Genomic DNA, 26628 nt, shown 5'->3' on the forward strand with positions numbered 1-26628 from the left:
TAACAAAAAAATTTATAAAAACATCAATATAGATTAAAAAATCTTGTCTTTTTTTAATAGCAAAAGCTATTGTCAGATATTCCAGTTTTCTATTTTTAGGATTTTTCTTCACACCGACATCCCAAAAAATACGATTGCATCCGATCTTGCATATTTTATCAGGCCCGATTTTATCCAAATAAAAAAGCCTCAAAACTGAGACTTTTTTATACTGAATTTAGACTTACATATCTACAATTGGAATACCATCCAAACGTGCAACCGTCATCAAATCTTTATCGCCACGACCCGAAACCGTTGCAATAATGATTTGATCTCTTGACATGGTCGGTGCAAGTTTTGTCACATATGCCATCGCATGTGAACTTTCTAACGCTGGAATAATACCCTCAATGTGAGTCAAATCACGGAAGCCTTGTAAAGCTTCTTCATCATTGATTGGGACATACTGCACACGGTTCATATCTTTCAAGAAACTATGTTCAGGGCCAACACCCGGGTAGTCCAAACCTGCCGAGATACTGTGCGTTTCAATAATTTGACCTTGTTCATCACTCATCAAATAGGTACGGTTACCGTGTAAAACACCGACATGACCTGCATTTAAAGGTGCTGAATGTTTTCCTGTTTCGATACCTAAACCTGCCGCTTCAACACCATACATTTTTACGTCTTGGTCATTGAGGAATGGATAGAATAGGCCCATTGCATTCGAACCACCACCCACGCATGCCACCAAAGCATCTGGTAAGCGACCTGCTTGCTCTAAAATTTGCTGACGCGCTTCACGACCAATAACCGACTGGAAATCACGTACCAATTGCGGATATGGATGCGGCCCTGCCACGGTACCAATCACGTAATAAGTACTATCGACATTGCTCACCCAGTCACGCATCGCTTCATTCAGCGCATCTTTTAGGGTTTTTGAACCACTTTCTACAGGCACTACAGTTGCACCGAGCAAACGCATACGATAAACATTCATCGCTTGACGCTTAACGTCTTCTGCGCCCATGTAAACCACGCATTCAAGCCCTAACCGTGCGGCAATCGTTGCTGTTGCAACACCATGCTGCCCTGCACCCGTTTCAGCAATAATACGTTTTTTACCTGACAGTTTTGCTAATAATGCCTGACCAATCGTGTTATTCACTTTATGTGAACCCGTATGGTTTAAGTCTTCACGTTTTAAATAAATTTGCGCACCGCCAAGGTGCTTCGACCATCGTTCAGCATGATAAAGTGGACTTGGACGGCCAACATAGTAGGCCAAATCACGGTCAAATTCTGCCAGAAATGCTGCATCATTTTTCATTCTGTTATACAGATTTTCTAAATCTTCTAGTGCAGCCATCAATGTTTCTGACACAAATCGTCCGCCATGAATACCAAAGTGACCTTTGGCATCTGGATATTGTGTGTAGTCAATCACTTCATTTTGCTGATCCACAATGGACTCCTTGCATAAATCTTTCGATAAGTTGTTGGTCTTTTATTCCTTTTGCTGACTCCACCCCTCCACTCACATCAACAGCAAATGGTTGTGTGGTCTGTATCGCTTCTTGAATATTTTCAGGAGTCAAACCGCCCGCCAATATCAAGGGGATATCTAATTTTGGAAATTTTGACCAATCAAACTGTACACCTGTACCACCCTTTAAATCAGGATGCCAAGCATCCAGTAAGATAGCACTTGCGCCTGCCTGTTGGTAGCGCTGAATTTCATTTATTAGATCAAGATCAGGTTTTACCTGAATCGCTTTATACCAACGCCGTTTGCTCTGTCTGGCAATTTCGATGCATTGCTCTGGTGTTTCATCGCCATGTAACTGTAAAACATCCAAAGGGACATCAGCTAAAAGATCTGTGATTTCCTGCGCAGTTGCATTAACAAATAACCCCACAACCTGAACATATGCAGGTATTTTTTTAATCAGTTGTTGTGCCTGCACAGAGGTTACAGCACGAGGGCTCGGTGGATAAAATACAAATCCAATCGCATCCGCACCTGCATCAACAGCGCTTTGTACGTCTTGACTGCGGGTAATCCCACAAATTTTAGCTCTGGTTCTCATCGAATTTTCTTTATCCAGACATTCATTTATTCGCTCTGCATTAAAGCGGAATTTGACTGTAAAAATCTAGTTTAAATTTGAATTTACAAGCGATTGCGTGCTAATTGATTGTTTCGGTCATGTAAACTCCGTATACTGCATAACAATTTATCAATATTTTATACATCAAGTTTAGGGAAGTTGGTGAAAGTCCAGCGCTGCCCCCGCAACGGTTATCAATACTTGCATATTTAGCACCATGCTAACGCCACTGTTCATTGAGAATGGGAAGGCGCTATATGCAAAAATTTATTTATATTGTAAGTCCGGAGACCTGCTTGTTGTTTACTTCTATCAAACATTTACGGGGAGTGAATGTATGGAGCAAACATCTCATGTCTATTTTTAAGCCAACTATTTTAGTTACGGCTATAGCTTCTGCTATGGGTTTAACAACCGTGGCACATGCTCAAGATTCGAATACAGATCAATCAAGCGTTCAACTTGATCCAATTGTGGTAACTGCCTCTAAAACAGAACAAAAAGCGAGTCAAGTTCCTGCACGTATTACTGTCATTACGAAGAATGATATTGAAAAAAATCCTGCATTAAATTTGTCTGATATCTTAAAACAAGATGCCGCTTTAAATATCGTGCAATCGGGCGGTATTGGTCAAACCTCTTCTATTTTTACCCGAGGCACAAATTCTAACCATACGTTGATACTCAAAGATGGCGCATCCTTGGCTGAAGGAATTAATGGTAAAAATAATTCTGAATTACTAGACTTATCTGATGTCAACCAAATTGAAGTATTAAAAGGCCCAGCTTCGGTACAGTATGGATCCGATGCAATTGGTGGTGTCATTCAATTACGCACAGAAAATCCGACAAAAAATGCTGCTTTTATTACTGGCCTCTATGGCGAAGACAATACCTACAAAACCATTGCTGGCGCAGACTTAGCTCAAAATGGCTTCTTTGCGCAAATCCGTGGACAACGCATGGAAAGTGACGGGACACCTGTATTAAACACCCAAGACAACAGTGATAAAGGTGGATATAACCAAAAAGGTTATAGTGCGAAAGTCGGTTATCAACAAAGTGATTTCAGTACGAGCCTTGCTATTAGTGAAAATAAAGGCGTAAATAATTATTTGGATTATAGTACTGGTACAAATACTGCAAAACGTGATTTTAAAAACCAGCTAATTAACTGGCTAGGCCAATATCAATTTAATGATGCATTGACTTTAAATACACGCTATTCAAATTATAAAGATCAGGCAACCTATGTCGAGACATATTCTTATGCTTATAAGAGTGAGCGTAATGAAGGTGATGTCAACTTAAACTGGAAATTTACCCCTCAACAAAATATGTTGATTGGTGCATCAACTCAAGATACGGATGTTACTTACGACTATTTATCTGGCAAAAAAAATCTAAGCTCTACAGACTATTATTTACAACACCAATATAATAATGCTGCTGTACATACACAAGCTGGAATTCGTTTAGAAGATAATGATCAATTTGGTACACATACTGTTGGTCAATTAGCAGGCCGTCTACAAATTACGCCATTAACCAGTATTTATGCCAATATTGGTACTGCATTTAAAGCACCAACCGCTTATCAACTATATGCAGACTATTATGGAAACCAAAACCTTAAGCCAGAAGAGAGTATTTCTTATGAATTAGGCTTAGATCAACAATTCAATTATGGTTTAAGTGCCAATGCTTCGGTTTATTATACAAAAGTAAAAAATCTAATTGGATCAAATTCTAATTATCAATATATCAATGTTGATAAAGCCAATATGACTGGTGGTGAGCTTGGTTTAAAATGGAAACAAGATCAACTATTTGCATCGACTGAATATGCATATGTTAAAACTGAAGATGAATCAACCAAACAAGAACTTATCCGTCGCCCTCGCCAAACTTTAACCGTTACAGCAGGTTATGATGACGGTGTTTATGGCGTGAATGCTTCTTTAGTTTCCCATTCTCATGCTAAAGCCAATACGACTGTAAAAGTACCAGGTTATGCAACAGTCGATTTAAATGCCTTCTGGAATGTAAATTCAAACATCAAACTCTTCACCAATATTCAGAATATTGGCGATATAAAATATAAAGCAGTTTACTCAAGTGCAGATACATGGTACATCAATGGTGGTCGCCTTGCATCTGTAGGTGTAACGCTTCGCTACTAATCACAGTTAATAAAAAAATAGCCGAAACAGCGCTTTTTTAGGATAATGGCCTCCAAAACATTATCCTTTTTTTATGGAATTTTTATGGGACATCGTTTAAGCAAAATTTATACACGTACAGGTGACACAGGAACAACAGGTTTAGGAGATGGTTCTCGTGTTGCAAAAGATGACTTACGTATTCAGGCACTTGGCGATATCGATGAATTAAATGCGATCATTGGCGTACTCCGCGCTCAAATTAAACAAAGTGAAACGCCTCATCAGCCAGAATGGGAAAAAAGTTTAAGCCTGATTCAACACTGGTTGTTTGATTTAGGTGGCGAAGTTTGCATTCCAAATTATAATTTACTCCAACCCGTATGTATTGAATTTCTTGAACAAGAAATTGACCGTATGAATGAACAGCTTCCTATGCTTAAAGAGTTTATTTTACCATCAGGCTCTTTATCTTGTAGTTATGCACATCAAGCTCGTGCTGTTTGTCGTCGCGCCGAACGGAGCTTGTTCTCTGTCCAGCAACGTGATCAAAATATTCAAGCCATTGCATTACAACTTTTAAACCGTTTATCGGATTGGCTATTTGTGGCCTCACGTACCTTGCAAAGACTCGAAGGTGGTAGCGAAGTCCTTTGGCAAAAAAATATTAATGACATCATTTAGACCTATACTTTTGACACAACATATCAAAAGGCTGACATCATGCAAATTATTGGACATCGCGGTGCAAGAGGTGAAGCACCCGAAAATACGCTAGGTGGATTTCAATATTTACGCCAGCTGGGTATTCGTGCTGTCGAGTTTGATGTCAGACAACTCAAAGATTTGTCTTTGGTGGTGATTCATGATGATAATTTTCAGCGCACCGCCAATATCAATAAAAACATTTATGAATGTAATAATGTATCTGAACTGACCCAGTTTGACCAACGTGCCCAATGGCCTGAGTGGCCACAACCCGAATATGCCCCCACCCTTGCTCAGGTTTTAGCGGAAATTGCCAATTTTGAGCATATCGAAGTCGAAATTAAGGCTGTAGCGCATCAAGATGCAGCCTATCAACTGATCGAAACACTCATCCCTCATTTAGCTGGTTTTGAATCTCAAGCCACCATCACCAGTTTTGACCATAAAATTTTAACAGCGTTACAACAACAAAATAGCTCGTTCAAACGAGGACTATTGGTCGAGTCACATCCTGACACGGCGGTTGAAACAGCCACCCGTCTAGGTTGTCAGCGTATTGGCTGGATGAATCAACTGGCAACAAAACAACGTATTCAAGATACTTATGCTGCACAATTAAACACGAGTGTCTGGACAGTCAATGATGTTCATCGTGCAAGAGAATTACGTGAACTAGGTGTACAAGGTTTGATTACAGATCTACCCAAAATAATGCTTCAAGAATTACAACAATAGCGTAATATGAAAGTAGAATATAAAAGCCTGTATTTTCTGTTTCGCTTTTAAAATACAAGTGTATAATATTAACTCAGGTCGATTTCGCATCAGCACGAAATATACCTCGAATATTACCTTTAATGTATGTTCTGAAGGTTATCCTATTTACATTTTAGGAGTGTCGCTACACATGACTCCCCTGCCCAAAGCCCCAATAAACTGGACTGCTGCCATTACTTTATTGGGTACGCCTGTTGCGGCCTTAATTGCTATACCGTTGTACGCCTATCATCATGATTTCACTTTAGGCGCATGGTTAAGCTTGTTTTTCTTATTAGCTGTCAGTAGCTTAAGTATTACTGCGGGTTATCATCGTTTATGGGCGCATCGTGCCTATGAAGCGTCGCTCCCGCTCAAAATCATCTTAATGCTTGGTGGTACCTTCGCTGTTCAAAACAGTATTTTGTATTGGGCATCAGGTCATCGTACACATCACCGCCATGTCGATGATGTAGAACAAGATCCATATTCTATTAATAATGGTTTTTGGTATGCACATTTGGGTTGGATGATTCGAGATTATCCCGCTGCCGCACCAAACTACAAAAATGCACCCGATTTACTCAATGACAAAGTCGTGATGTTCCAAGATAAATACTACGTGCCTCTCGTCATTGCAGTCCACGTGGTGATCTTAGGTGTTGTGGGTTGGGCCGTAGGTGACTTTTGGGGTGTGGTGCTGTTGGGCGGATTATTACGTCTGATTCTCAGCCATCATGTCACCTTCTTTATTAACTCGCTTTGTCATATGTTTGGTAAACGTCCGTATACCGATGAAAACACAGCACGTGATAACTTTTGGTTAGCCATTGCAACATGGGGCGAGGGTTATCATAACTATCACCATATCTTCCAATACGACTACCGTAATGGTGTGAAATGGTGGCAATATGACCCAACCAAGTGGTTGATCTGGAGCTGCTCTAAACTTGGATTAGCTAAAAATCTGCGTCGTATTCCAAGCTTCAATATTAAAAAAGCCGAATTAGCAATGAAATTTAAATATGCCGAACAAGATTTAGCAGTCTATGGACATGACATCAATGAAGATCTTTTGTCTTTAAAATTAAAGATTTCACAAGAATCGGAAGCGTTTGCTCACACTTTAAATGACTGGAGCAAGCTAAAAGAACAAGAAATTCAAACCAAAAAAGCAGCAATGACTGAAAAAATCCATCAAATGGATCACAAGCTAAAACTTGAGTTTCAGTTGATTGAACAGCGTTTACAGCATCACCGCGATCGTCTTGAAGTGATGATTAAAAACGTCAGAAAACTGCCTTCTCGCTAAAATATTTCTGTCTCGCAAAGCCCGTTCTTTTGAATGGGCTTTTTTATATTCTTGCATCAACAGCCCTCATAAAACTGTGATTTTAACACTCAAAAATAGGCCTTTTTATCTTGGCAGAGTTCAAATATAAAAATTATCTTCTCTCCATCTTCACAATCAGATAGACTACAAATCATTCAATTCAGCAGAGGTACTTTTCATAAAAAATAATATTCTAAGAACCTGAAGTTGAATGAAAAATTGCGAGATAGATTTATACATAAGGTCTATTGATTGACAGGCAATTTCGTTTCTTCTTGCTATAAATTTATTGAAAATGATGATATAGGATGGAACCACGTGAGTAGTTTTTTAGTCTTCGTTACAATTGCCTTTCTAACATTATTAAGCCCCGGCCCAGGCGTATTATTCACCATTACGAACTCCATCAATTATGGAATACGTACTGCCCTATTTGGTATTACCGGGCTAATTGTCGGCATGTTTATTATTGCTATGATTTCTGCCAGTGGTGTGGGTTTAATTATTACCAGTAATCCAACTATTTTCACCATTTTAAAATATATTGGTGCACTCTATTTAATGTTTCTTGGTTATAAAAATTTTATAAAGAAAATACCTTTACAAACACAGGTCACTAAAGACAATCAAATAAAATCCAAAATCAGTAAGGGATATTTATTTTATCAGGGACTTTTTGCGTCATTGCTCAACCCTAAAACCATTGTTTTCTTTATTGCCTTGTTTCCTCAATTTATTGATGTTCATCAAACAATTGTGCATCAGTTCTTAATTTTGTCGCTTACATTTTGCTTTATTGGTTTAATTATTCATCTAATTTACGCAAATTTTTCTGCTTTATTTAAAGATAGGCTACTGTCAGGTAAAAACTTTTCTCGGCTCAATCAAGCAAGTGGTTGTATTTTCTTTTTATTGGCCGCGTTGCTCATTGCACACTAACACCTAAAATCACCCAAAAGTAAATGCCGATAAAAAACCGATGATGTTAAATGACATCATCGGTTTTCAGTAAAGCAAATTGTATTTAAAGCTTAGTTTTCACTTACAAATGCAATATCGCTTAACCCTGCTTGACTTGCACGGGACATGACCTGAGCAACAGTGTCGTATTTAGACTCTTTATCTGCCCGAAGCTGAATGGTTGGTTTCTGAGCCGCTTTACCTTCTTCTTGGAAACGATGTGCCAACTCATCTAATGTCACAACCTGATCATTCCAAGCCACTTCACCTTTGGCATTAATACTGACCGTAATCGCTTTTGGTGGCGGAGTTGTAATTTCCGCTGTCGTTTTGGGTAAAGTCAGCGGAATTGATGGATTTGCAACAGTTGCTGTTACCAAGAAAATAATCATCAAAACCAGCATGATATCAATCAAGGGAATGAGGTTCATCTCATTCATGCCAGTGTCGTGATCTTCACCCAATTGAAAAGCCATTACGCCTGACCTCCCGCATAACTCTGTTCAGCTGCTTTGCCTTCTGTTTGAGCGGTTACAGTTTCTTGCTGCAACATCGTATCAATTAAAAGACTGTGCGCTTTGTCCTGCAAAGCATGTGACAAGGCACGGTTAGCACGTAAGCAGATGTTATATGCCAATACGGCTGGAATTGCGACTGAAAGACCTAGACCTGTCATGATCAAAGCCTCACCTACAGGTGTTGCAACCTGTGCCAAACCCGCTTGCCCACTGCGTCCAACGGCAACCAAGGCATGGAAAATTCCCCACACGGTACCGAATAAACCAACAAATGGTGCGATAGAAGCAATCGTTCCCAACACAGATACGCCTTTTTCTGCTGATGTTTTTTCTTCAGAAATTTGACGAAGTAAAGCTTGCTCTGCAACAGCTTTACGCTGCTCAAAAGACAACGGTTGTAATTTTGCCTTGAGCTGACTCAATGCACGTTCCAATTGAGCATATGCCTGCTGCTTCAACTGTCGAGTACCCATTAAGCGTAAAATGAAAATTGTCCATGTCGCAATCGACATTGCAATTAATACAAAATACAGGGTTTTACTAACGGCATCTGCATTTTGCCAATAGACTGAAAAGTTCATGTACTCGAACTCCTAATTGAGTTAACCGTTAAATCGATTAAGTAAGATCAAATGGTTGGTTTGCCCGAATCGGATACGCCACACCATTTTCTTTATAAGGTTTAAATTTTGCGCTACGTACAGCCTTCTTAATTTTTTCATCAAGGTCTGGAAGTCCGCTACTTTTTACAATTCGTACAGAGGTAATCACCCCTTTTTCATTTGCTTCAATGGCAACCACCACCGAACGTGCTTCACCCTTTAAGTCACTCTGGTCATAAGAAGGTCTTGGACTACGACTCCATTGAACCCCAGCCCCACCAATAGAAACACTTTTAGGTGATTTATCCTCTGGCGGTGTAACAGGTTGTTCTTTAGCAACGGGAGCTGGTTCTGGCTTTACCACAGGTGCAGGTGCTTTCACCACTGCTTTGGTTTCTGAAACGGTGGTACTCACCACTGGACTCGGTTTGGTCACTGGCGGTTGAATCGTCTGTTTATGTGTTTCAGCTTTTACTTGCTGCACCTTTTCCACTTTTTTCGGTGGCGGTGGCAATTGCTGTTTTACAATCTTAACTTCTTTAACTTCCTTCGGTTTCTCTTTTGGCTTTGGCTGCTCTTTTGGCTGAGGAGGAAGAATCTTTGCAGGCTGCTGGATTTTGACAAAACGTACTTTTAAGGGATCTTTATGAATCGGCTTAATTTCTTGAACCTTCATTTGACCCAATGCCCAAAGTACCCCCAGATGTCCAACAACCACTACAGCTAAAGCAGTGATTACTTTTTTCTTCATACCACTATCGGGCTGATTTTCGTTAAATACGGTAGAGTGACTCATAGCACCATATGACCTGTGGCACATGCTTTGTATTTTTTAAGATTAGATCATCCAAAATACAAATCATATTTATCGGATTGGACAATTAAGTTGCACTATAATAAATGAGAAGTGTTTTCATTTGCAACTTATTTTTCATTTTTACATTGCACACTGTTCAAGTTTAAGCATTGATCTTAATTGCTCGTCGGCCATGTTATAATATAACAATTTTGTTTCGCAATGATTTTCTAAGAATAATTTGTTACTTGGCAGGATATGTAGCCATTCCTTTTTAGGATGCACCGATATTGTAAAATGATGTGAATTACAGCGCTTACGCCATAATTCACCCGATCACATGTTCAAACGAGAAAGAATAACGCTACCCTTCTTGCTTACTGATTTGAAGTGGTGCATCGTCATCTGTACGGGTATAACGGTCTACGACCACGCTCACCATCATATCGCCCTGTACATTAACCACTGTGCGCACGGTGTCCAGAATACGGTCTATCGGCAGTAAAATTGCAATCGCCTCGGCAGGCAATCCAACCGATTGCAACACCATAATCATGGTCACCATGCCCGCACTTGGAATCCCTGGTGCACCCAATGATGCAATCATAGCTGTCAGGCAAACAATGATTTGCTGTCCGAGATGTAAATCTAGGCCCATCAAATTCGCCACAAAAAGTGCAGCAGCGGCTTCATACAATGCCGTACCATCCATGTTTAAATGTGAACCTAACGGAATCACAAAGCCTGAGATTTGTGGACGTACACCTAAATTTTCCTGCGTACATTTCAGGCTTAAAGGCATGGTAGCTGAGCTTGAACTGGTCGCAAAGGCAGTAATGAGTGCCAGACGTGTACCTTTAAAAAAGGTCAACGGCGACATTTTCCCAAAAATCCATAACAACAATGGCAAGACCACCAAACCATGAAAAATGGTGGTTCCCGTGACCACTGCGGCAAACTCTGCAACCCGGCTTAAAATAGATAAATCTTCTTTGGCAATGAGTTTTGCCAATAACGCAAAAATCCCAATTGGTGCGAGCTTCATCACCCAACTCACCAAAAGCATCACCAAATCAAAAAATTCTTGGCTCACTTTGCGAATGGATTGAAAGCGTTCTCCGCCATAGACTAGTGCCAAACCCATCAACATAGCAAAAATCACAACCGACAGGACGTTGCCATCACTAAATGCCTTAAATGGGTTAATCAGTGTATTTTGAACAAAGTTCATTAAAAAAGAAGATGCGTCCAACGACTGAACCGCAGGTTGATGTTGCTGCATGGCGCTCTGGAACATGGCGACATCTAAGCCCTTGCCAACTTCAAAAATATGCGCACACGCCAAACCTAAAAACAGCGATAGGCTCATGGTGGTAAAACTACACAGTAAGGTGATTTTCCACACTTTACCGAGCTGATGTCCTGACTCCAGACTGGCAACACCAATCACAATCGAAGAAAAAACCAAAGGCACCAATAGCATTTTTAAAAAGCCAATAAAAATGCCACTAATAATGGTGAGGATGTAAACGCTTTGATCAAAAAATGCTGCATCTGGATAAAAGCGAAGTAGTAATCCAAAGAAAATACCGATCAATGCGGCAATAAAGATTTGCGTGTTTAAGCTCATGCCAATCCATTTTGTCGTGTAATTATGTTTAATATGGCATGAGCTGAATGGAGAATCGAGTCTTTACTTAGAACTTTTATTGCGTTTCTATTTCACGTAAACGAATCAGTCCTTCTTGTACCGTACTACACACCAGTTCACCGTTTTGCCACATACGACCAAAATTAAGCCCTCGTGAGTTCGCGGTTACCGTTGCTTCCATGTCATAAAGCATCCAGTCATCTGCCCGTAATGCACGATGAAAATAGATAGCATGGTCGATACTGGCACACTGCAAACTTGGAGACAGATAATTCAGTCCGTGTGGACGTAGTGCTGTCGTCATCAACGTAAAGTCAGAATAAAAAGCCACGATGGCTTGGTGTAGTGCAATCTGATCTTGATCCGCAGGAATCCTTTCATGAGTACGGACATAATGCGCATATTGTGGTGGTTCTGGCTGTGGATGGAAGAAATTACTCACATCATAGATTGGACGTAATTCAACATGACGCTCTCGCATAAAACTTGCGCGTACATTTTCAGGTACAAATTTTAGTAATCCTTGTTTCAGTTCTTGCTCATTTTTCAGTTCTTCAGGTTTTGGATAATCAGGCATGTGTTGCTGATATTCCAACCCTTCCTCTGGCGGTGCAAATGAAATCATGGCAGTAAAAATGAGTCGCCCATGCTGAATCGCACGTACCTGACGGCTGACAAAACTTTTGCCTTCTCTTAAACGATCCACCTCATAAATAATCGGTGCATTAATATCACCACCAAATAAAAAGTAAGCGTGCATCGAATGTGCAGGTCGATCCGTTGTATAGGATGCAGCTCGGAGTGCTTGCCCCAAGACTTGTCCACCAAACACACGTTTTCCGACTAAATTTCGGCTTTGTCCACGATAAATATTGTCTTCAATTTTTTCTAGACTGAGTAGATCAATCAATTCTTGCGTTAGGTTTGTCATGTTCCTGCCTGTGTCGTTCGAGCACATCTTAAAGGTCTATCTGGGTTATTGTGCCATAGTCTTTCCAAGGGTAAAGCACATTTTCCATTCATCGATAATGTGAAATTCCCTAAGAAAAATACGTTTTTTCAACCAAATTTATGCGCAACCCCAAGGATTTTGGTTAAAATGGTCGGCTAAAGTAAATTTACCAGAATGGTCTTTTTGACCTTTCCATGTGGTTTTTCATCACGGCTTTACATCAAGTTGAAGTAGGAGTTCTTATGTCCAAGAATAGCTTTGGTCAAATCTATCGCAGACTATCAAGCAAAATTCTTGATCTTGTGGTCACCCCACACCTTCTTGGAGATGTTCCACCCACTTCAGCTGAAGCTACATCCGTTGAAGCTCAGGCAGAAAATAAACCAGCTCAGCTCACTGTATACGTTTTACAGAATTATTCTCGGAGTAATGCGCTTGTTGTCGACAGTGAAACACGACGGTTAAATTTACCTGCGGCTTTAGAGCCTTTAAATATCACAGGGCATCAGGAAAAATCATCTGTTTTCTTTTTACAAAAATCAGATTTTTCAGTCTTTAATGCCAATAGCCCGACATTACCTCCACGCTTGCTTCGCCTCATTGATTTGATTGAGCAAAATCCTGAACTGGACATTCAGCTCGTGCCTGTCACGATTTTGTGGGGACGTTCACCAGATAAAGAAGATTCTCTATTTAAATTATTATTTACTGACACTTGGGCGACACCAAGCACCTTAAAACAACTGATTAATATTGGTATGCATGGTCGTCAGTCATTTTTAGAATTTCATCCGCACCAATCTTTACGTGAATTGGTTCAGGTGGCACAAAAAGAACATCCAAATCTGTCACCTGCCACTTATATTGTCAATCATCTCAACCAATATTTAGACCGTCAGCGTGAAGCGATACTTGGCCCCGACTTGTCTGACCGTCGTAACGTAATGCAATCACTGATCAAATCGTCCGATGTTCAAGAAGCGATTCGCCGTGAAAGCATTCGTGGCAAAGTCAGCCTGTTTGAAGCAGAACGTCGTGCCATTGGTTACGTCAACGAAATTGTATCGGACTATTCATATTCGACAGTACGTTTTGCCGATATGGCACTGACCCGTTTATGGACACAACTTTACGATGGTGTTGAAGTACATAACTTTAATATTGTACGTGAACTGGCCAAAGACTATGAGGTGATTTACACCCCTTGTCACCGCAGCCACATCGACTATTTATTGTTGTCTTATGTGATTCACCGTCGTGGGTTAATGGTGCCATATATTGCCGCTGGCGATAATTTGAATCTGCCATTTGTCGGTCAGATTTTACGTGGCGGTGGTGCATTCTTTATCCGTCGTTCTTTCCGTGGCAATGGACTTTATACCTCGGTTTTCAAAGAATATTTGTACAGTATTTTGTCTCGAAACACACCTTTGGAATACTTCATCGAAGGCGGGCGTTCTCGTACAGGTCGTTTGCTGCCGCCAAAAACAGGCATGCTTGCCATGACGGTACACAGTCATTTGCGTAGTCGCAGCAATAAACCGATTGTGTTTATTCCAACTTATATTGGTTATGAACGCCTCATGGAAGGTTCGACGTATATTGGCGAAATGCAAGGCAAACCGAAAGAAACCGAATCTTTACTTGGCATTGCCAAAACTTTGCGCAAAATCGAACGGATTTTTGGTAAGGTGCATTTAAACTTTGGCGAGCCTGTATTTCTGGATGATGTTCTTAAAGCGCATAATGCAGAAAATATTCGTATTGTTAAAAATGACGATCCAATCCCAGCCCCAGTGTCTGATGCGGTAACCAGTTCAGCATATGAAATTTTGAAAAAAATTAATAATGCCGTGGTCATCAATCCAGTCTCACTGCTTGCATTAACCCTGCTTTCGACAGACAAACATACTTTAGACGAAGCAGTTTTCATCAAACAACTTGAAACCTATCGCAATATTGCGACACAAGTGCCTTACGACCAACGTACAGAAGTTACCCCTCTGTCTGGTAAGGAAATGATTCGTTACGGTCTAAAACTAAAACTGATTAAACGTGTCCAACATGCTTTAGGCGATATTATTGCCATTGAAGACAATCAAGCCGTTCTTTTAACCTATTTCCGTAACAACATTGTGCATGCCTTTGTGTTGCCATCCCTGATTGCATCATTGGTTGAACGCAATGGTAAAATTAACCGTGATGAACTATCAAATGTGATTTGCACACTTTACCCATTCCTCAAAGCAGAATTGTTTATGAAATGGGATGTGGCTGAACTTCAAGCACCAATCCAACAATATATGGATATGTTGATTGATGCTGAACTCATCACCCAAGATGCGCATGGTGTGTTACATAGTCCGACACCAAACTCAGAAGCACATCAACAACTGGTATTGATGGCGGCCCCTGTAAAACAAAGTCTGGAACGCTATTTCATGACTGTTGCACTGATTACACAACGTGGTTCAGGCAATATTTCTGCAAAACAAGTGGAAGATTTAAGTCATCTTTTAGGACAGCGCTTATCGGCTTTATATGAATTTAATTCGCCAGAGTTTTTTGATAAAGCCTTGTTCCAAGGCTTCTTAAAAGTGCTTACGCAACAAGAATATATTCAAACCAATGACCAAGGTTTCCTTGAATATAACGAAAAATTCAGCCAAGTGGCACAACATGCCAACCTGATTTTAGATGATGCAACCTTGCACATGCTCAAACAAATCACCCAGTTTAGTGATGAAGAATTACAGCAAGCTTTAGATGCCGTTGCCGCACAAAATGCCAAACGTCGTCTTAAACGTAAAAGCAAATAATAGGCCAAACAAGACCACGCCTCGGCGTGGTTTTGTTATCGTCATCAGCTAGATGCTGCCATTAACGACTGATACACGTCAAAACAGTTTCGGTACTGCAACTGAAAACCACTACAGCATAGCCGTGTCGCATATATGCGTTTCCCTGTTTGCTTGTTCACATCCGTAACACTTAAAGTTGGCTGGCCTGCTTGCTGCTGAAACCATTGTAAAATTTCATGCATCAGCACAGGTCTAGAATCACTCACAATATAACTGTGCTGTAATTGTTGTTCAGGAATTTGAGTCAAATACGCCAGAAAACCTGCCAAATCATCCAGATGGATACGATTTGTCCAATGTCTATGCGGATATGTGGTTGCCTGTGCCATTTTTTGCATACGGGCAACATGACTTCCGTAAATACCACTCGGACGAATCACAATCACCTGCTCAGGGTATGCCTGTTGCCACAATTGTTCCGTCTGCTGGAGTAATCGCCCAAGTGAGTCGCTTGGATTTGCTGGACTTTCATCATCTATTGCCTGCCCTTCATCTTCACCATAAACACGGGTCGATGACACCACCACAATACGTTGTACTGGATGATGTTTTAAAGCCTGAGCAATGGGTTGAACTGTTTTGACATAGGTTTCATGATATGCCTCAGCATTACTTTCATCAGGGCTGAGCAGTACATAAACCCAATCTAACGGCGGATAGGCTGTCAGATCTAAATGATGAACATCCTGAATGGCATGTTGTGCAAAAGTGTCTGTTTTTGCACTTCGACTCATGGTATAAATCTGGTGACCATCTGCAAATAGCTGTTTTGCAACACGTTGAGATGTTTTACCATAGCCGATAAATAAGATATTCATAACAACTTATCCTGCTGGAGGGACATGACTTCAATTCAGACCCTGCAAGGTATTGGTCAGGCTACTGCATCCTTGCTTGAAAAACTGCACATTTTCACAACCGAAGATTTATTGTTTCATCTTCCCCGTGATTATGAAGATCGTAGCACGATTATTCCCATGAACCAATTGAGTGTGGGACGCAGTTATCTGCTTGAAGGTGTGGTGCAATCTGTCGACTTCCCGCCAGGCAAACGAAAGTCTATGGCTGTGGGCTTACAAGATGATACGGCAAAAGTTACCTTACGTTTTTATCATATTTATAAAAATTTAACTGACCGCCTACAAATCGGCAATCGTGTTCGGGTATTTGGCGAAGTACGTGTGGGCGCACGTGGCCTAGAACTTTATCACCCTGAAATTCAGAGTGTTACCCCGCATACTGCACTCCCTAAAACCCAACTCACTGCCATTTATCCCAGTACCGAAGGTTTAACTCAACCCAAATTACGTGAATATATTAAGCAAGCACTACAACAGCACAGTGACCATCTACCTGAGTTGATTCCTGCACAATTTCACAATGGTTATGCCTTACAACAAGCACTGTTATATATCCATGAACCGCCAATTAGTGCCAATATGCAGCAACTCAGTCAAGCGGCTCATCCTGCACAACAACGTCTGATTTTTGAAGAATTAGTAGCACATCAAATCAGTTTATTGACACGTCGGGCTTATATTCGTCAAATTCAATCACCTGTGATTGCGACCAGCCAGACCTTGGCAAAACAACTTTTAGCACAGCTTCCATTTAGTCTGACTGCGGCACAAAAACGAGTCTCCAAAGAAATTGCCCATGATCTAAAACAAGATAAAGCCATGTTACGCTTGGTACAAGGCGATGTCGGTGCAGGAAAAACATTGGTTGCCGCCATTGCAGCCTGTCACGCACTAGAGTCAGGTTGGCAAGTTGCCCTGATGGCACCTACAGAAATTTTGGCCGAACAACATTTCTTAAATTTTAGTCGCTGGTTTGAACCTTTAGGTATTCAAGTCGCTTGGTTGTCGGGTAAACAAAAAGGCAAAGCACGGGCACAAGCAGAACAGGATATTGCATCAGGTTCAGCACAATTGGTTGTTGGAACACATGCCCTATTTCAAGACAATATCAGCTTTGCCAAACTTGGACTGGCAATTATTGATGAACAGCATCGCTTTGGGGTCGATCAACGCCTTGCGTTACGCAACAAAGGCGAAAAAGGCACCACGCCACATCAATTGGTGATGACAGCAACCCCAATTCCCCGAACACTGGCCATGAGTGCTTATGGTGACTTGGACACTTCTGTTATTGATGAACTCCCTCCCGGACGAACACCAATCCAGACGGTTACTATTCCCCTCGAACGGCGTGAACAGGTCTTACAAAGAATTGCCAATAACTGCCGCGAAGGAAAACAAGCCTATTGGGTGTGCACCTTGGTTGAACAGTCCGAAACCCTCGATGCACAGGCTGCCGAGGCAACGTATTTAGAAATAAAAGAACGCTTTCCTGACCTCAAAATTGGCCTGGTACATGGCAAAATGAAAGCCGATGAAAAACAATCCGTCATGCAGGCATTTAAACAAAATGAACTTCAATTACTGATTGCCACAACGGTCATTGAAGTCGGTGTCGATGTGCCAAACGCCAGCATTATGATCATTGAAAATGCCGAACGCTTAGGACTTTCACAACTGCACCAGTTACGTGGGCGGGTTGGACGTGGTGCGCTTGCCAGTTTTTGTGCCCTACTTTATAAAACACCCCTTTCTCAAAATGGTTACGAACGACTGGCCATTTTAAGAGAAAGTAACGATGGTTTTGTGATTGCTGAAAAAGACCTTGAACTTCGTGGCCCAGGAGAGCTACTTGGCACAAAACAGACAGGTGATATGGGGTTCCGTGTTGCCCAACTCGAACGGGATAATCACCTTTTGGCACAAGCGCATCATGTTGCCGAGCAAATTTTAAAACAATACCCTGAACTGGTTGAACCCTTGCTGAAACGCTGGTTACCCGAAGCCCCTCGTTATGCGTATATTTAAATTATTCCAACACATACAGCAGGTCTTGCACATTCAACTGCCCTGTAAACTGTGCAAAAGTGACCATGCTCCTCTTGGTCATACGATCTGCAAAGACTGCTGGCAAAACCTGCCGTGGTTAAAACAAGTGGTTGAATATCCAAATTTAAATGTACAAGTTGCCTGTTCATATCAATACCCGCTCAATCGGATGATTCAGCAATTTAAATACGAACAACAGCTCCATTATCTACCACTCTTTACCCAACTCTTGCTCAGCTTAAAGTTACCCAAAGTTCAAGCAATCGTCGCCATGCCTATTTCTGAACAACGCTTGGCAGAGCGTGGCTATAATCAGGCATTTATTTTGGCAAAACAACTTTCCAAACAATTGAACGTCCCGATTTGGCAACCCGTTTCAAGAAAAAAGGAACATGCTCAAAAAGGACTATCACGTGTCGAACGCTTGCAAAATATCGAACAACAATTTTATGTTTCCCAAAGACCCAAATTACGCTTTAGACGTGTACTGATTGTAGACGATGTCGTGACAACAGGAAGTTCACTAGATGCCTTGGCACGTCAGCTTAAGCATCTAGGTTGTCGGGAAATTCATGCCGTATGTTTGGCTATGCCACCCATCTAATTCAAATGAATTTTTATGATTCAACGAATCAAGGCGTCACGTCACTCACACCCCATTTCGGTTCAGGTGAATGATAAAGTTCAAATTTTTCGACAAGTCCTTCAATCTGATCCGACACCTGTAACGCATCTGCAAAACGTGATTGCGTAAATCCTGTATCCACCGTACGTTGTATCATTTGAAGTAATGGATCATAAAAACCATTCACATTTAAGAAACCACAAGGTTTAGCATGAATTCCTAACTGCGCCCATGTCCATTGCTCAAAAATCTCTTCCAAAGTCCCCGCCCCACCCGGTAACGCAATAAACCCATCAGCCAGCTCAGACATTTTGGTTTTGCGCTCATGCATATTTCGAACAACATGCAGCTCGGTCAGGTTTGGATGTGCCAATTCCTTATCGACCAGTGCCGTAGGGATCACCCCAATCACACGGCCACCTGCCTGCAATGCACTATCAGCAACTGTTCCCATCAGCCCTGAACGACCACCACCATAAACGAGGGTTATGCCTTTTTTAGCCAAAACCTGTCCAACACATTGGGCAGTATGTATAAAAATAGCTTGGTTGCCTGCTTTAGAACCACAGAAAATAGCAATTGATTTCATAAAAATTAACCTGTTATGCAACTGTCATGTATTAAAAATAAACTAAAGCATCTTTTTTTTAGCAAAATAACAAAGTGGACAGTGTTTTTAATGTATTCCTTGTCTAAAATACACGCATCGTTTTACCCCCCAACCTGCGTAAGGGAGAAAGACACCGATGCTTGAAGCTTTTTACGCCACAGAGCGTGGTAGTCTCGAAGATGCAGCCATCAATGGTGGATTTGATTTATATCCAGAATTGGTATGGCTTGACCTGATTGCTCCATCACAAGAGGAGCAACAATGGGTCATTGATGCTTATGAACAGAATTTACCAACATTAAACTCTTTGGAAGATATTTCATCTTCTGCCCGCTTTTACCGTGATGATGATGGCATTCTTCACATCAGTACTTATTTTTTAACAAAAAATAAGAATTATCAAGCTGATGATGGAAATGATGAAGCTGGAAACATGTTGGCCATGGTGCAAACTGTTGCGTTCATTTTAACAAAAGAACGTCTAATTACCTTACGCGGTGAAAAACTGGTTGCCTTTCGCGCCTTTCGTGCGCGTGCTCGTCGTAATGATTATGATATTGATTATAAAGATCCTATCTGGATTTTACTTGGCTTACTTGAAGCCAAACTTGATGAACTAGCAGACATCCTTGAAGACATTCATAAAGATCTAGAAAAGTATTCAACCGAAGTGCTCAACAACCATCATCGGGAACAAATGCTTGATCTTGACGACATGATTACTCGCTTAGCACAACAAGAAGATACCTTAGGTAAAGCACAACTTTGTCTGATTGATTTACGCCGCGTTTTAACTTTTTTATCTCGTCCACGTGCGCTCGGTAGTCATATTTATGATGGAGAGATTCGGGAAATGAGTGAAGATGTCCGTTCACTGGTTGAACATGATGCGTTCTTGTTCCAAAAAGTACGTTTCTTACTTGATACCACATCAGGGTTTATTAACACTGAGCAAAATGACACGATCCGTCGATTCTCTATTTTACCTAGTATGCTTACACCACCCATGCTGGTCACCAGCTTATATGGTATGAATACCACGGTTTTACCCTTTGCACATGGGGATTTCAGCTTTACTGCTGTTTCGATCATTATTGTAGGATCTTTCTTTGCGCCACTCATTTATTTCCGTTGGAAAAAGTGGATTTAAAGAAAATACACTGTATATGGCAGCTTTCCCTTTTTAACTGGACATCAAGCCCAATTAAAAAGGGTGCTTTGGGCATTTAAGCAATCAATTTTAAGTCATCTTGCAAATGACAAGCTTGAATAATTTTAAGCATTTTCTCCGAGACTGCCTTGAACTGGAGCCCCTGAGCCTGTGGTGTTTGACGCAACCATTGCACCAACACCGCCAACGCCAATGTATTTCCTTGCTCAAGGCCAGACAAATCAACAGTTAAAGGAAAACTTTTCTGTTGATGAATAATTTCTAGCCCTTGTGTATATAACTGTGCTGCATTATTAAAATCTACATGCCCAGATAAAATCAATTGCTGCGACTTAAATTCAATCACCTTACACCTATTTCACTTATTTTTTTGCTGCGTTATCAGCATTCGGTTTAAAGGTTGCAATCGCTTTATCCAGATTACCACCATTACGTTTTACCGTATCCGCAAACTGATTACGGAACTGTAGACCTAAATCAATCCCCGCTACATTAATATTGCGCACTTTCCACTGGCTGCCCGCATCAGTTAACTGGAATGATACAGGGGTCTTTTGTCCCTGATTATTAAAGTCGATGGTTACAACAGGATATGCACTGCTGGTTTGTTTGTACGGACGAAGACTATAGGTTTGATTGCTATATTTCGCTAAAGCAGCACCATAGTTCTGAACTAGACTTTGACGCAAGTTACGTTCAAATGTTGCACGTTGCTGAGCTGTACTATTTTGTGCTGAAGCATAAGTACCCATCACAATACGGGTAAATGCTTGTGCATCTACGTTTGGCTCAAGGGTTTGTTTTACAATCGCATTTACCGCAGAAGGATTGTTCTGTAACTTTGCATGATCTGCTTTTAAATGACCAATCAAACTATCAGCAATACGTTTTACAAATGCAGGTGGCGCTTCAGCAGGTGCTGCCATTGCTGTTCCTGCAATCATTGTTGATAAAATACTTGCTGTTAATGTTTGCTTCATTAATGTATTCAAAATTATTACTCCTCTAACCTGCTTATTCAGCAAATGATGTTTGTGCATCCGTATGTTGTGCTGTTTCTGAAGCAGCCTTATCGCCAGAATCACCTGATGATTTTCCAGACATTCCAGTAATAAACTTACCGATCAAATCTTCCAGATCCATAGTGCCTTGTGTGTTGCTAATCACGCCGCCACGTTTGATATAGTTCAACCCACCACCAGGAACAATTTTCAAATATTTTTCACCGAGTAAACCATTGGTTGCCACCATAATATAAGCATCTTCATCGATGTTAGTGATGGAATTCATGTTACTCAACAGTTGCTGTTCCATTGCTTTTTGTTTAGCGGCATCCGCTTGTTGATAGCTATCGCTATAACGCAGCTCATCTAATGCATTTTTTTCAACTGTCTTTAGTTGGTCAGCATTAAATGATGTCAATTTGCCATCTAAATCAAAAGTAACTTTCGCCAATCGGGAAATAGGATCGAGAGTAATCGACTCAACCCGTCCGACAGTTACACCACTCATGGTCACCTTGGCACGAGGTTTTAAACCATTTACATTGTCAAACTGTGCGGTCATGGTGTAGCTGTCACCCAGATTATTTCCTGTTAAACCGCTTACTTTCATTGCCAAGAAAAATAATGCCAAACCAAACAGGATGACAAATACACCTACGGCCAGTTCACTCTTACGTGATTTCATTACACTCCTCCAAACATGACCGCAGTCAACACAAAATCACAACCTAAAACGCATAAAGATGAATACACAACAGTCCGTGTTGTGGCTGTCGAGATTCCTTCCGATGTCGGTTCGCAACAATAACCTTGATAAACTGCAATCCATGTACAGATCACAGCAAAAACAATACTTTTAATAATCCCATTGACGACGTCGTGCTGAAACTGCACAGAACTTTGCATTCCACTCCAGAATGAGCCTTCATCGACCCCAAGAAAATCAACACCCACCATTTTCCCGCCAAAAATACCAATCGCAGAGAAAATGACAGTCAGCATAGGTAAACTAATTGTTCCCGCCCAAAGTCGCGGAGAAACAATCCGTTTTAATGGATCAACACCGATCATTTCCATACTAGAAAGCTGTTCGGTTGCTTTCATTAAACCAATTTCTGCTGTTAATGCTGAACCTGCCCGACCCGCAAATAATAATGCAGCCACAACTGGTGCTAATTCTCTCAATAAAGTGAGGGCAACCATTGTACCCAACATGCTTTCACTACCAACATTGACTAAAATGCTATAGCCTTGCAAGCCAATCACGAGACCGATAAATAAACCCGATACGGCAATAATCAGTAAGGACATCACCCCAACACGGTACATCTGGTACACAAACAAACGTACCCCAAGCCATGTTGGAATTGAGAAAATGATTTGCAACAACATCATCGTTGCCACACCAATTCCACGAACACGTTCAATCACACGTCTACCTAAATAGGCAATAGCATTCATGAACTCACCTCTTGGCTTAAATAAGCCTGATGACTAAATTGAAAATCGACTGGACCTTCCGCCTGTCCATTTAAAAATTGTTGTACAAAAGCAGATGGATGTTGTCTGAGATTTTCTGGCGTACCTTCGCCCTGAATTTGACCTTCCGCAACAATATAGATGTAATCTGCAATCGACATGGTTTCATCAACATCATGTGAAACAATAATGGTGGTCAGATCAAGCGCTTCACGTAAAGAACGAATCAAACGGGTCAAAACCCCCATCACAATCGGATCTTGTCCTGCAAACGGCTCATCATACATAATCAAATCTGGATCAAGTGCTATCGCACGTGCCAATGCAACACGACGGTTCATCCCACCAGAAAGTTCAGAAGGCATCAGTTTTTCAGTGCCACGCAAACCAACCGACTCTAATTTTAGAGCAACCAATTCTGCAATCAAATTTTCGGGTAATTGGGTATGCGCTCGAATCGGAAATGCAACATTTTCATAAACCGACATATCGGTAAATAGCGCACCACTCTGGAACAACATCCCCATTCTCGCACGCGCTGCAAATAAGTCATGCCGAGTCATTTTCGACAGATCTTGACCATCGAGCAACACTTGCCCCGCATCGGGAGTCAACTGCCCTCCAATCAGGCGCAGTAATGTGGTCTTCCCTGTTCCTGATGGCCCCATAATGGCAGTAATTTGCCCACGGCGAATATTAAGGTTTACATTGTCATAAATAACACGCTCGCCCCGTTTAAAGCTCAGATTTTTGACCTCAATCAAGGTCTGAGCTGGCGAAGTCGCTGTCTTTTCTGTCATAGACTAATCCCTGCTTATCATCACGGCCGTCAGTTTCATCTGCATGAGATGTTGAAAATCTCTCATATATTCATTTTTTAATCAAAAAAAACACAAGGATTTCTTTGAGTTAAAATCTCAATTTTCATTAAAAAGTACAATATAGGGAGTCAAGCCTAACATATTGTAAAAGATTACATATAGGCTTTCTGAAACATAGCTTACTATTTTAGCAACAAGAAAATTTTAGATTTTTTCCACACAAACAAAGCCAGTGCTTTACCCGAATACTTTTACATCACATTTATTTTAAATGTTTTATCTTTTATGAAAAATTAACTTTATGTTTTCATAAGATGTAAATCTTATCATACTTTAGATTTATTTTGTTGTATAAAAAAGAAACCAGTCATGACGACTGGTTTCTTTCAATTTCAGACTTTAAATCTTAGTCTGAGAATTTACGACGACGGTCTGTACTACCTTCACGGCGTGGACGGTCTGATTTATTAAATTCACGACGTGGACGATCTTCGCCACCAAACGCTGGACGATCACCATTAGCACGGAAAGTACGTGGTTTATAATCTGCGCGGTTACCACGATTATCATCATTTGAATCAAAACGAGGCTTATCACCAAAACGGCTTTCGCGACGTGGACGATCTTCACCACCAAATGGACGTTGTTGTGGACGGTCACCATTAAACTCACGACGTGGACGGTCTGAGTTAAATTCGCGACGTGGACGATCTTCACCACCGAATGAACGCTGTGGACGGTCGCCATTGAACTCACGACGTGGACGATCTTCGCCACCAAATGAGCGTTGTGGACGGTCACCATTGAATTCACGACGTGGACGATCTTCGCCACCAAATGAACGTTGTGGACGGTCGCCATTAAACTCACGACGTGGACGGTCAGAGTTAAATTCACGACGTGGACGATCTTCACCACCAAATGATGGACGGTCACCACGTGGTTTATCATCGAAGCTACGACGCGGACGATCATCACGACCACCTTCACGACGTTTGAAGTTACCTTCACCTTCGAAACGACGACCACCGCCGTTACTGCGACCACGGCCACCGCCATTGTTGCGACCACGACCACCACCATCACCACGACCACTACGTGCAGGAGGTGGAGATGGCTCAAGACCTTCAATTTCAGAAACGTCTAAACGTGTTTCTAAATAGTCTTCTAATGCACGGATTTTACCGCGTTCACGATAAGTCGCTAAAGTAATTGCCTTACCTGTACGACCCGCACGACCTGTACGACCAATACGGTGTACATAGTCTTCGTGTTTCATTGGAAGACCAAAGTTAATTACGTGTGAAATTGTTGGTACGTCTAGACCACGTGCTGCAACGTCAGTTGCAACTAAAATCTTTGCACGACCTTCACGGATACTGCGTAAACGACGATTACGTACTGTTTGAGGCATTGCACCATGAAGTGCAACAACCGAATGACCAGCTTCAGAAAGTTCTTCAGCAAGCATGTCTGTATCTTCTTGAGTAGAAGCGAATACAACGGCTTGATCTAAATCTTCTTCACTTAACCAGTGGGTAAGCAATTTTTTCTTATGCTCAAAACCATCAGTCCAGTGTAAAGTCTGGCTAATATCTGTATTCGTAGAATGACCTGTTTCAATTGCAATACGTTCAGGATCGTTCATCATGCGTTCAGCAAGATTAATGATACGTGGTGCAAATGTTGCAGAGAACATTAAAGTTTGATTACGGCTTGAAGCCAAGTCGCTAATTGCTTCTAGGTCTTCAGAGAAACCTAAATCAAGCATACGGTCAGCTTCGTCGACAATTAAAGATTCAACTTTATCAAGTTTGATTTGACGACGGTTTACCAAGTCAAGTAAACGGCCTGGAGTTGCAACAACAACTTGAGCGCCTTTTAATTGTTGGATTTGTTTACCAAAAGGCATACCACCCATGATTGCAGCAACACGAACGCCTTTCATATGACGAACAAATGCAATTGCGTCTTGGCATACTTGTTGTGCAAGTTCACGTGTTGGAGAAATAACCAAAATACTTGGTTGAGTAATCGCTTTCATACGTTCTTTAAACGGTACTAATGTTTCTTGACCAGCTAAAGCGTTTAACGTAGGAAGTAAGAATGCAGCAGTTTTACCAGAACCCGTCTGGCTAGATACTAGAAGGTCTTTCCCTTCTAAAGCAGCAGGAATCGATTGTTCTTGCACAGGAGTAGGCGCAGTAAAGCCAAGAGTCTCAAGTGCTTTTTGTAGCGACTCGTCTAATGAAAAATCAGCAAAAGTTTTGCTCATAGAGATATTCACCCTGATCTGGGTGCTCCAAGATAATTAAAGTCTATTGGACATCGGCAAAAAGCGGCACAGCAGTAAACGCTGAAAATATAGAATCAGCGGCGATCCGAGAACGACGATGCGTATGACGCACACATGATTACAGCCGCAACCTGAAAGAATCGCTTAAGCGATTGGGTGGGGCGCGAAATATCGTCCTCTCTTTGGACCGGACGCGCATACACAATGATAGAAGAGAAATGTTCAGGTAATGAACGGAATTTAAGTGCGTTGGACGATTATAGCAGCTTTTAATTTGTTGTCACGTACTTTGTTGCAATCTGCAATAAAAAAGCC

24 protein-coding genes and 1 riboswitch are annotated in these 26628 nt (G+C 41.2%); of the genes, 9 read left to right on the forward strand and 15 right to left on the reverse strand.

All coding sequences use genetic code 11. The annotated features are described in order from the left end of the window. Positions 1 to 223 precede the first annotated feature (223 nt). Together trpB and ABDV70_RS11620 are read right to left on the reverse strand one after the other, a co-directional pair. Entirely contained in the window at positions 224 to 1453 is a 1230-nt protein-coding gene (gene trpB, locus ABDV70_RS11615; protein ID WP_343597913.1) for a tryptophan synthase subunit beta, read from the reverse strand. Further along, the gene (locus ABDV70_RS11620; protein ID WP_343597915.1) at positions 1437 to 2078 is read right to left on the reverse strand and encodes a phosphoribosylanthranilate isomerase; all 642 of its coding nucleotides are present in this window, start codon (positions 2076 to 2078) and stop codon (positions 1437 to 1439) included. Before ABDV70_RS11620 ends, trpB begins: the two co-directional genes overlap by 17 nt. A 150-nt stretch (positions 2079 to 2228) precedes the next feature. Continuing rightward, a riboswitch (cobalamin riboswitch) is annotated at positions 2229 to 2414 on the forward strand. A gap of 38 nt (positions 2415 to 2452) precedes the next feature. On the opposite strand from ABDV70_RS11620, the gene ABDV70_RS11625 reads away from it, so the two are divergent. The 5 genes from ABDV70_RS11625 (at position 2453) to ABDV70_RS11645 (ending at position 7997) form a co-directional block, all read left to right on the forward strand. Next, positions 2453 to 4282, forward strand: coding sequence for a TonB-dependent receptor (locus ABDV70_RS11625; RefSeq protein WP_343597917.1), 1830 nt, complete (start codon positions 2453 to 2455; stop codon positions 4280 to 4282). 84 nt (positions 4283 to 4366) lie between these two features. Next, positions 4367 to 4945: a cob(I)yrinic acid a,c-diamide adenosyltransferase gene (locus ABDV70_RS11630; RefSeq protein WP_343597919.1), complete on the forward strand. Its 579-nt coding sequence runs from the start codon at positions 4367 to 4369 to the stop codon at positions 4943 to 4945. Positions 4946 to 4984: 39 nt separating this feature from the next. After that, the gene (locus tag ABDV70_RS11635) at positions 4985 to 5704 is read left to right on the forward strand and encodes a glycerophosphodiester phosphodiesterase (protein ID WP_343597921.1); all 720 of its coding nucleotides are present in this window, start codon (positions 4985 to 4987) and stop codon (positions 5702 to 5704) included. Between the two features lie 172 nt (positions 5705 to 5876). Then, entirely contained in the window at positions 5877 to 7037 is a 1161-nt protein-coding gene (locus ABDV70_RS11640; RefSeq protein ID WP_343597923.1) for an acyl-CoA desaturase, read from the forward strand. Between the two features lie 339 nt (positions 7038 to 7376). Continuing rightward, the gene (locus ABDV70_RS11645) at positions 7377 to 7997 is read left to right on the forward strand and encodes a LysE family translocator (RefSeq protein ID WP_343597925.1); all 621 of its coding nucleotides are present in this window, start codon (positions 7377 to 7379) and stop codon (positions 7995 to 7997) included. A gap of 92 nt (positions 7998 to 8089) precedes the next feature. On the opposite strand, the gene ABDV70_RS11650 is transcribed toward ABDV70_RS11645, so the two are convergent. The 5 genes from ABDV70_RS11650 to ABDV70_RS11670 all read right to left on the reverse strand — a co-directional run bounded on the left by ABDV70_RS11650 (position 8090) and on the right by ABDV70_RS11670 (position 12516). Beyond that, positions 8090 to 8494 (reverse strand): biopolymer transporter ExbD, encoded by a 405-nt coding sequence (locus tag ABDV70_RS11650; RefSeq protein ID WP_343597926.1) that lies wholly within the window; start codon positions 8492 to 8494, stop codon positions 8090 to 8092. Continuing rightward, a complete protein-coding gene (locus tag ABDV70_RS11655) occupies positions 8494 to 9117 on the reverse strand; it encodes a MotA/TolQ/ExbB proton channel family protein (RefSeq protein ID WP_343597928.1) in 624 nt (207 codons plus the stop codon). Before ABDV70_RS11655 ends, ABDV70_RS11650 begins: the two co-directional genes overlap by 1 nt. Positions 9118 to 9154: 37 nt before the next feature. Further along, on the reverse strand, positions 9155 to 9934 hold the full coding sequence (locus ABDV70_RS11660; RefSeq protein WP_343597930.1) for a TonB family protein: 780 nt from the start codon (positions 9932 to 9934) through the stop codon (positions 9155 to 9157). Between the two features lie 364 nt (positions 9935 to 10298). Further along, positions 10299 to 11564: a dicarboxylate/amino acid:cation symporter gene (locus ABDV70_RS11665; RefSeq protein ID WP_343597932.1), complete on the reverse strand. Its 1266-nt coding sequence runs from the start codon at positions 11562 to 11564 to the stop codon at positions 10299 to 10301. Positions 11565 to 11640: 76 nt separating this feature from the next. After that, positions 11641 to 12516 (reverse strand): acyl-CoA thioesterase II, encoded by an 876-nt coding sequence (locus ABDV70_RS11670; RefSeq protein ID WP_343597933.1) that lies wholly within the window; start codon positions 12514 to 12516, stop codon positions 11641 to 11643. 263 nt (positions 12517 to 12779) lie between these two features. On the opposite strand from ABDV70_RS11670, the gene plsB reads away from it, so the two are divergent. Beyond that, the gene (gene plsB, locus ABDV70_RS11675; protein WP_343597935.1) at positions 12780 to 15356 is read left to right on the forward strand and encodes a glycerol-3-phosphate 1-O-acyltransferase PlsB; all 2577 of its coding nucleotides are present in this window, start codon (positions 12780 to 12782) and stop codon (positions 15354 to 15356) included. 44 nt (positions 15357 to 15400) lie between these two features. Here the strand turns inward: plsB and ABDV70_RS11680 are convergent, their stop codons facing one another. Next, the gene (locus ABDV70_RS11680) at positions 15401 to 16216 is read right to left on the reverse strand and encodes an SDR family oxidoreductase (protein ID WP_343597937.1); all 816 of its coding nucleotides are present in this window, start codon (positions 16214 to 16216) and stop codon (positions 15401 to 15403) included. 24 nt (positions 16217 to 16240) lie between these two features. Here ABDV70_RS11680 and recG point away from each other — a divergent pair, with 24 nt between their 5' ends. After that, a complete protein-coding gene (gene recG, locus ABDV70_RS11685) occupies positions 16241 to 18286 on the forward strand; it encodes an ATP-dependent DNA helicase RecG (RefSeq protein WP_343597939.1) in 2046 nt (681 codons plus the stop codon). Further along, a complete protein-coding gene (locus ABDV70_RS11690) occupies positions 18273 to 18911 on the forward strand; it encodes a phosphoribosyltransferase family protein (RefSeq protein ID WP_343597941.1) in 639 nt (212 codons plus the stop codon). The genes recG and ABDV70_RS11690 overlap by 14 nt, the downstream gene beginning before the upstream one ends. Before the next feature lie 28 nt (positions 18912 to 18939). On the opposite strand, the gene ABDV70_RS11695 is transcribed toward ABDV70_RS11690, so the two are convergent. Then, positions 18940 to 19521: a TIGR00730 family Rossman fold protein gene (locus ABDV70_RS11695; RefSeq protein WP_343597943.1), complete on the reverse strand. Its 582-nt coding sequence runs from the start codon at positions 19519 to 19521 to the stop codon at positions 18940 to 18942. A 157-nt stretch (positions 19522 to 19678) separates the two neighbouring features. On the opposite strand from ABDV70_RS11695, the gene ABDV70_RS11700 reads away from it, so the two are divergent. After that, positions 19679 to 20692, forward strand: a complete 1014-nt coding sequence (locus tag ABDV70_RS11700) for a CorA family divalent cation transporter (protein ID WP_343597945.1) — start codon at positions 19679 to 19681, stop codon at positions 20690 to 20692. Between the two features lie 76 nt (positions 20693 to 20768). On the opposite strand, the gene ABDV70_RS11705 is transcribed toward ABDV70_RS11700, so the two are convergent. The 6 genes from ABDV70_RS11705 to ABDV70_RS11730 all read right to left on the reverse strand — a co-directional run bounded on the left by ABDV70_RS11705 (position 20769) and on the right by ABDV70_RS11730 (position 26292). After that, positions 20769 to 21059, reverse strand: a complete 291-nt coding sequence (locus ABDV70_RS11705; protein WP_343597947.1) for an STAS domain-containing protein — start codon at positions 21057 to 21059, stop codon at positions 20769 to 20771. A 16-nt stretch (positions 21060 to 21075) separates the two neighbouring features. Then, positions 21076 to 21705, reverse strand: coding sequence for an ABC transporter substrate-binding protein (locus ABDV70_RS11710; RefSeq protein WP_343597948.1), 630 nt, complete (start codon positions 21703 to 21705; stop codon positions 21076 to 21078). Positions 21706 to 21727: 22 nt separating this feature from the next. Beyond that, the gene (locus ABDV70_RS11715) at positions 21728 to 22402 is read right to left on the reverse strand and encodes an outer membrane lipid asymmetry maintenance protein MlaD (protein WP_343597950.1); all 675 of its coding nucleotides are present in this window, start codon (positions 22400 to 22402) and stop codon (positions 21728 to 21730) included. Further along, on the reverse strand, positions 22402 to 23178 hold the full coding sequence (gene mlaE / locus ABDV70_RS11720; protein WP_343597952.1) for a lipid asymmetry maintenance ABC transporter permease subunit MlaE: 777 nt from the start codon (positions 23176 to 23178) through the stop codon (positions 22402 to 22404). The genes ABDV70_RS11715 and mlaE overlap by 1 nt, the downstream gene beginning before the upstream one ends. Then, positions 23175 to 23996, reverse strand: a complete 822-nt coding sequence (locus tag ABDV70_RS11725) for an ABC transporter ATP-binding protein (protein WP_343597953.1) — start codon at positions 23994 to 23996, stop codon at positions 23175 to 23177. The genes mlaE and ABDV70_RS11725 overlap by 4 nt, the downstream gene beginning before the upstream one ends. Positions 23997 to 24423: 427 nt before the next feature. Next, positions 24424 to 26292, reverse strand: coding sequence for a DEAD/DEAH box helicase (locus tag ABDV70_RS11730; RefSeq protein ID WP_343597954.1), 1869 nt, complete (start codon positions 26290 to 26292; stop codon positions 24424 to 24426). Between the last annotated feature and the right edge of the window lie 336 nt (positions 26293 to 26628).

This window comes from Acinetobacter sp., assembly GCF_039596015.1.
GTDB lineage: Bacteria > Pseudomonadota > Gammaproteobacteria > Pseudomonadales > Moraxellaceae > Acinetobacter.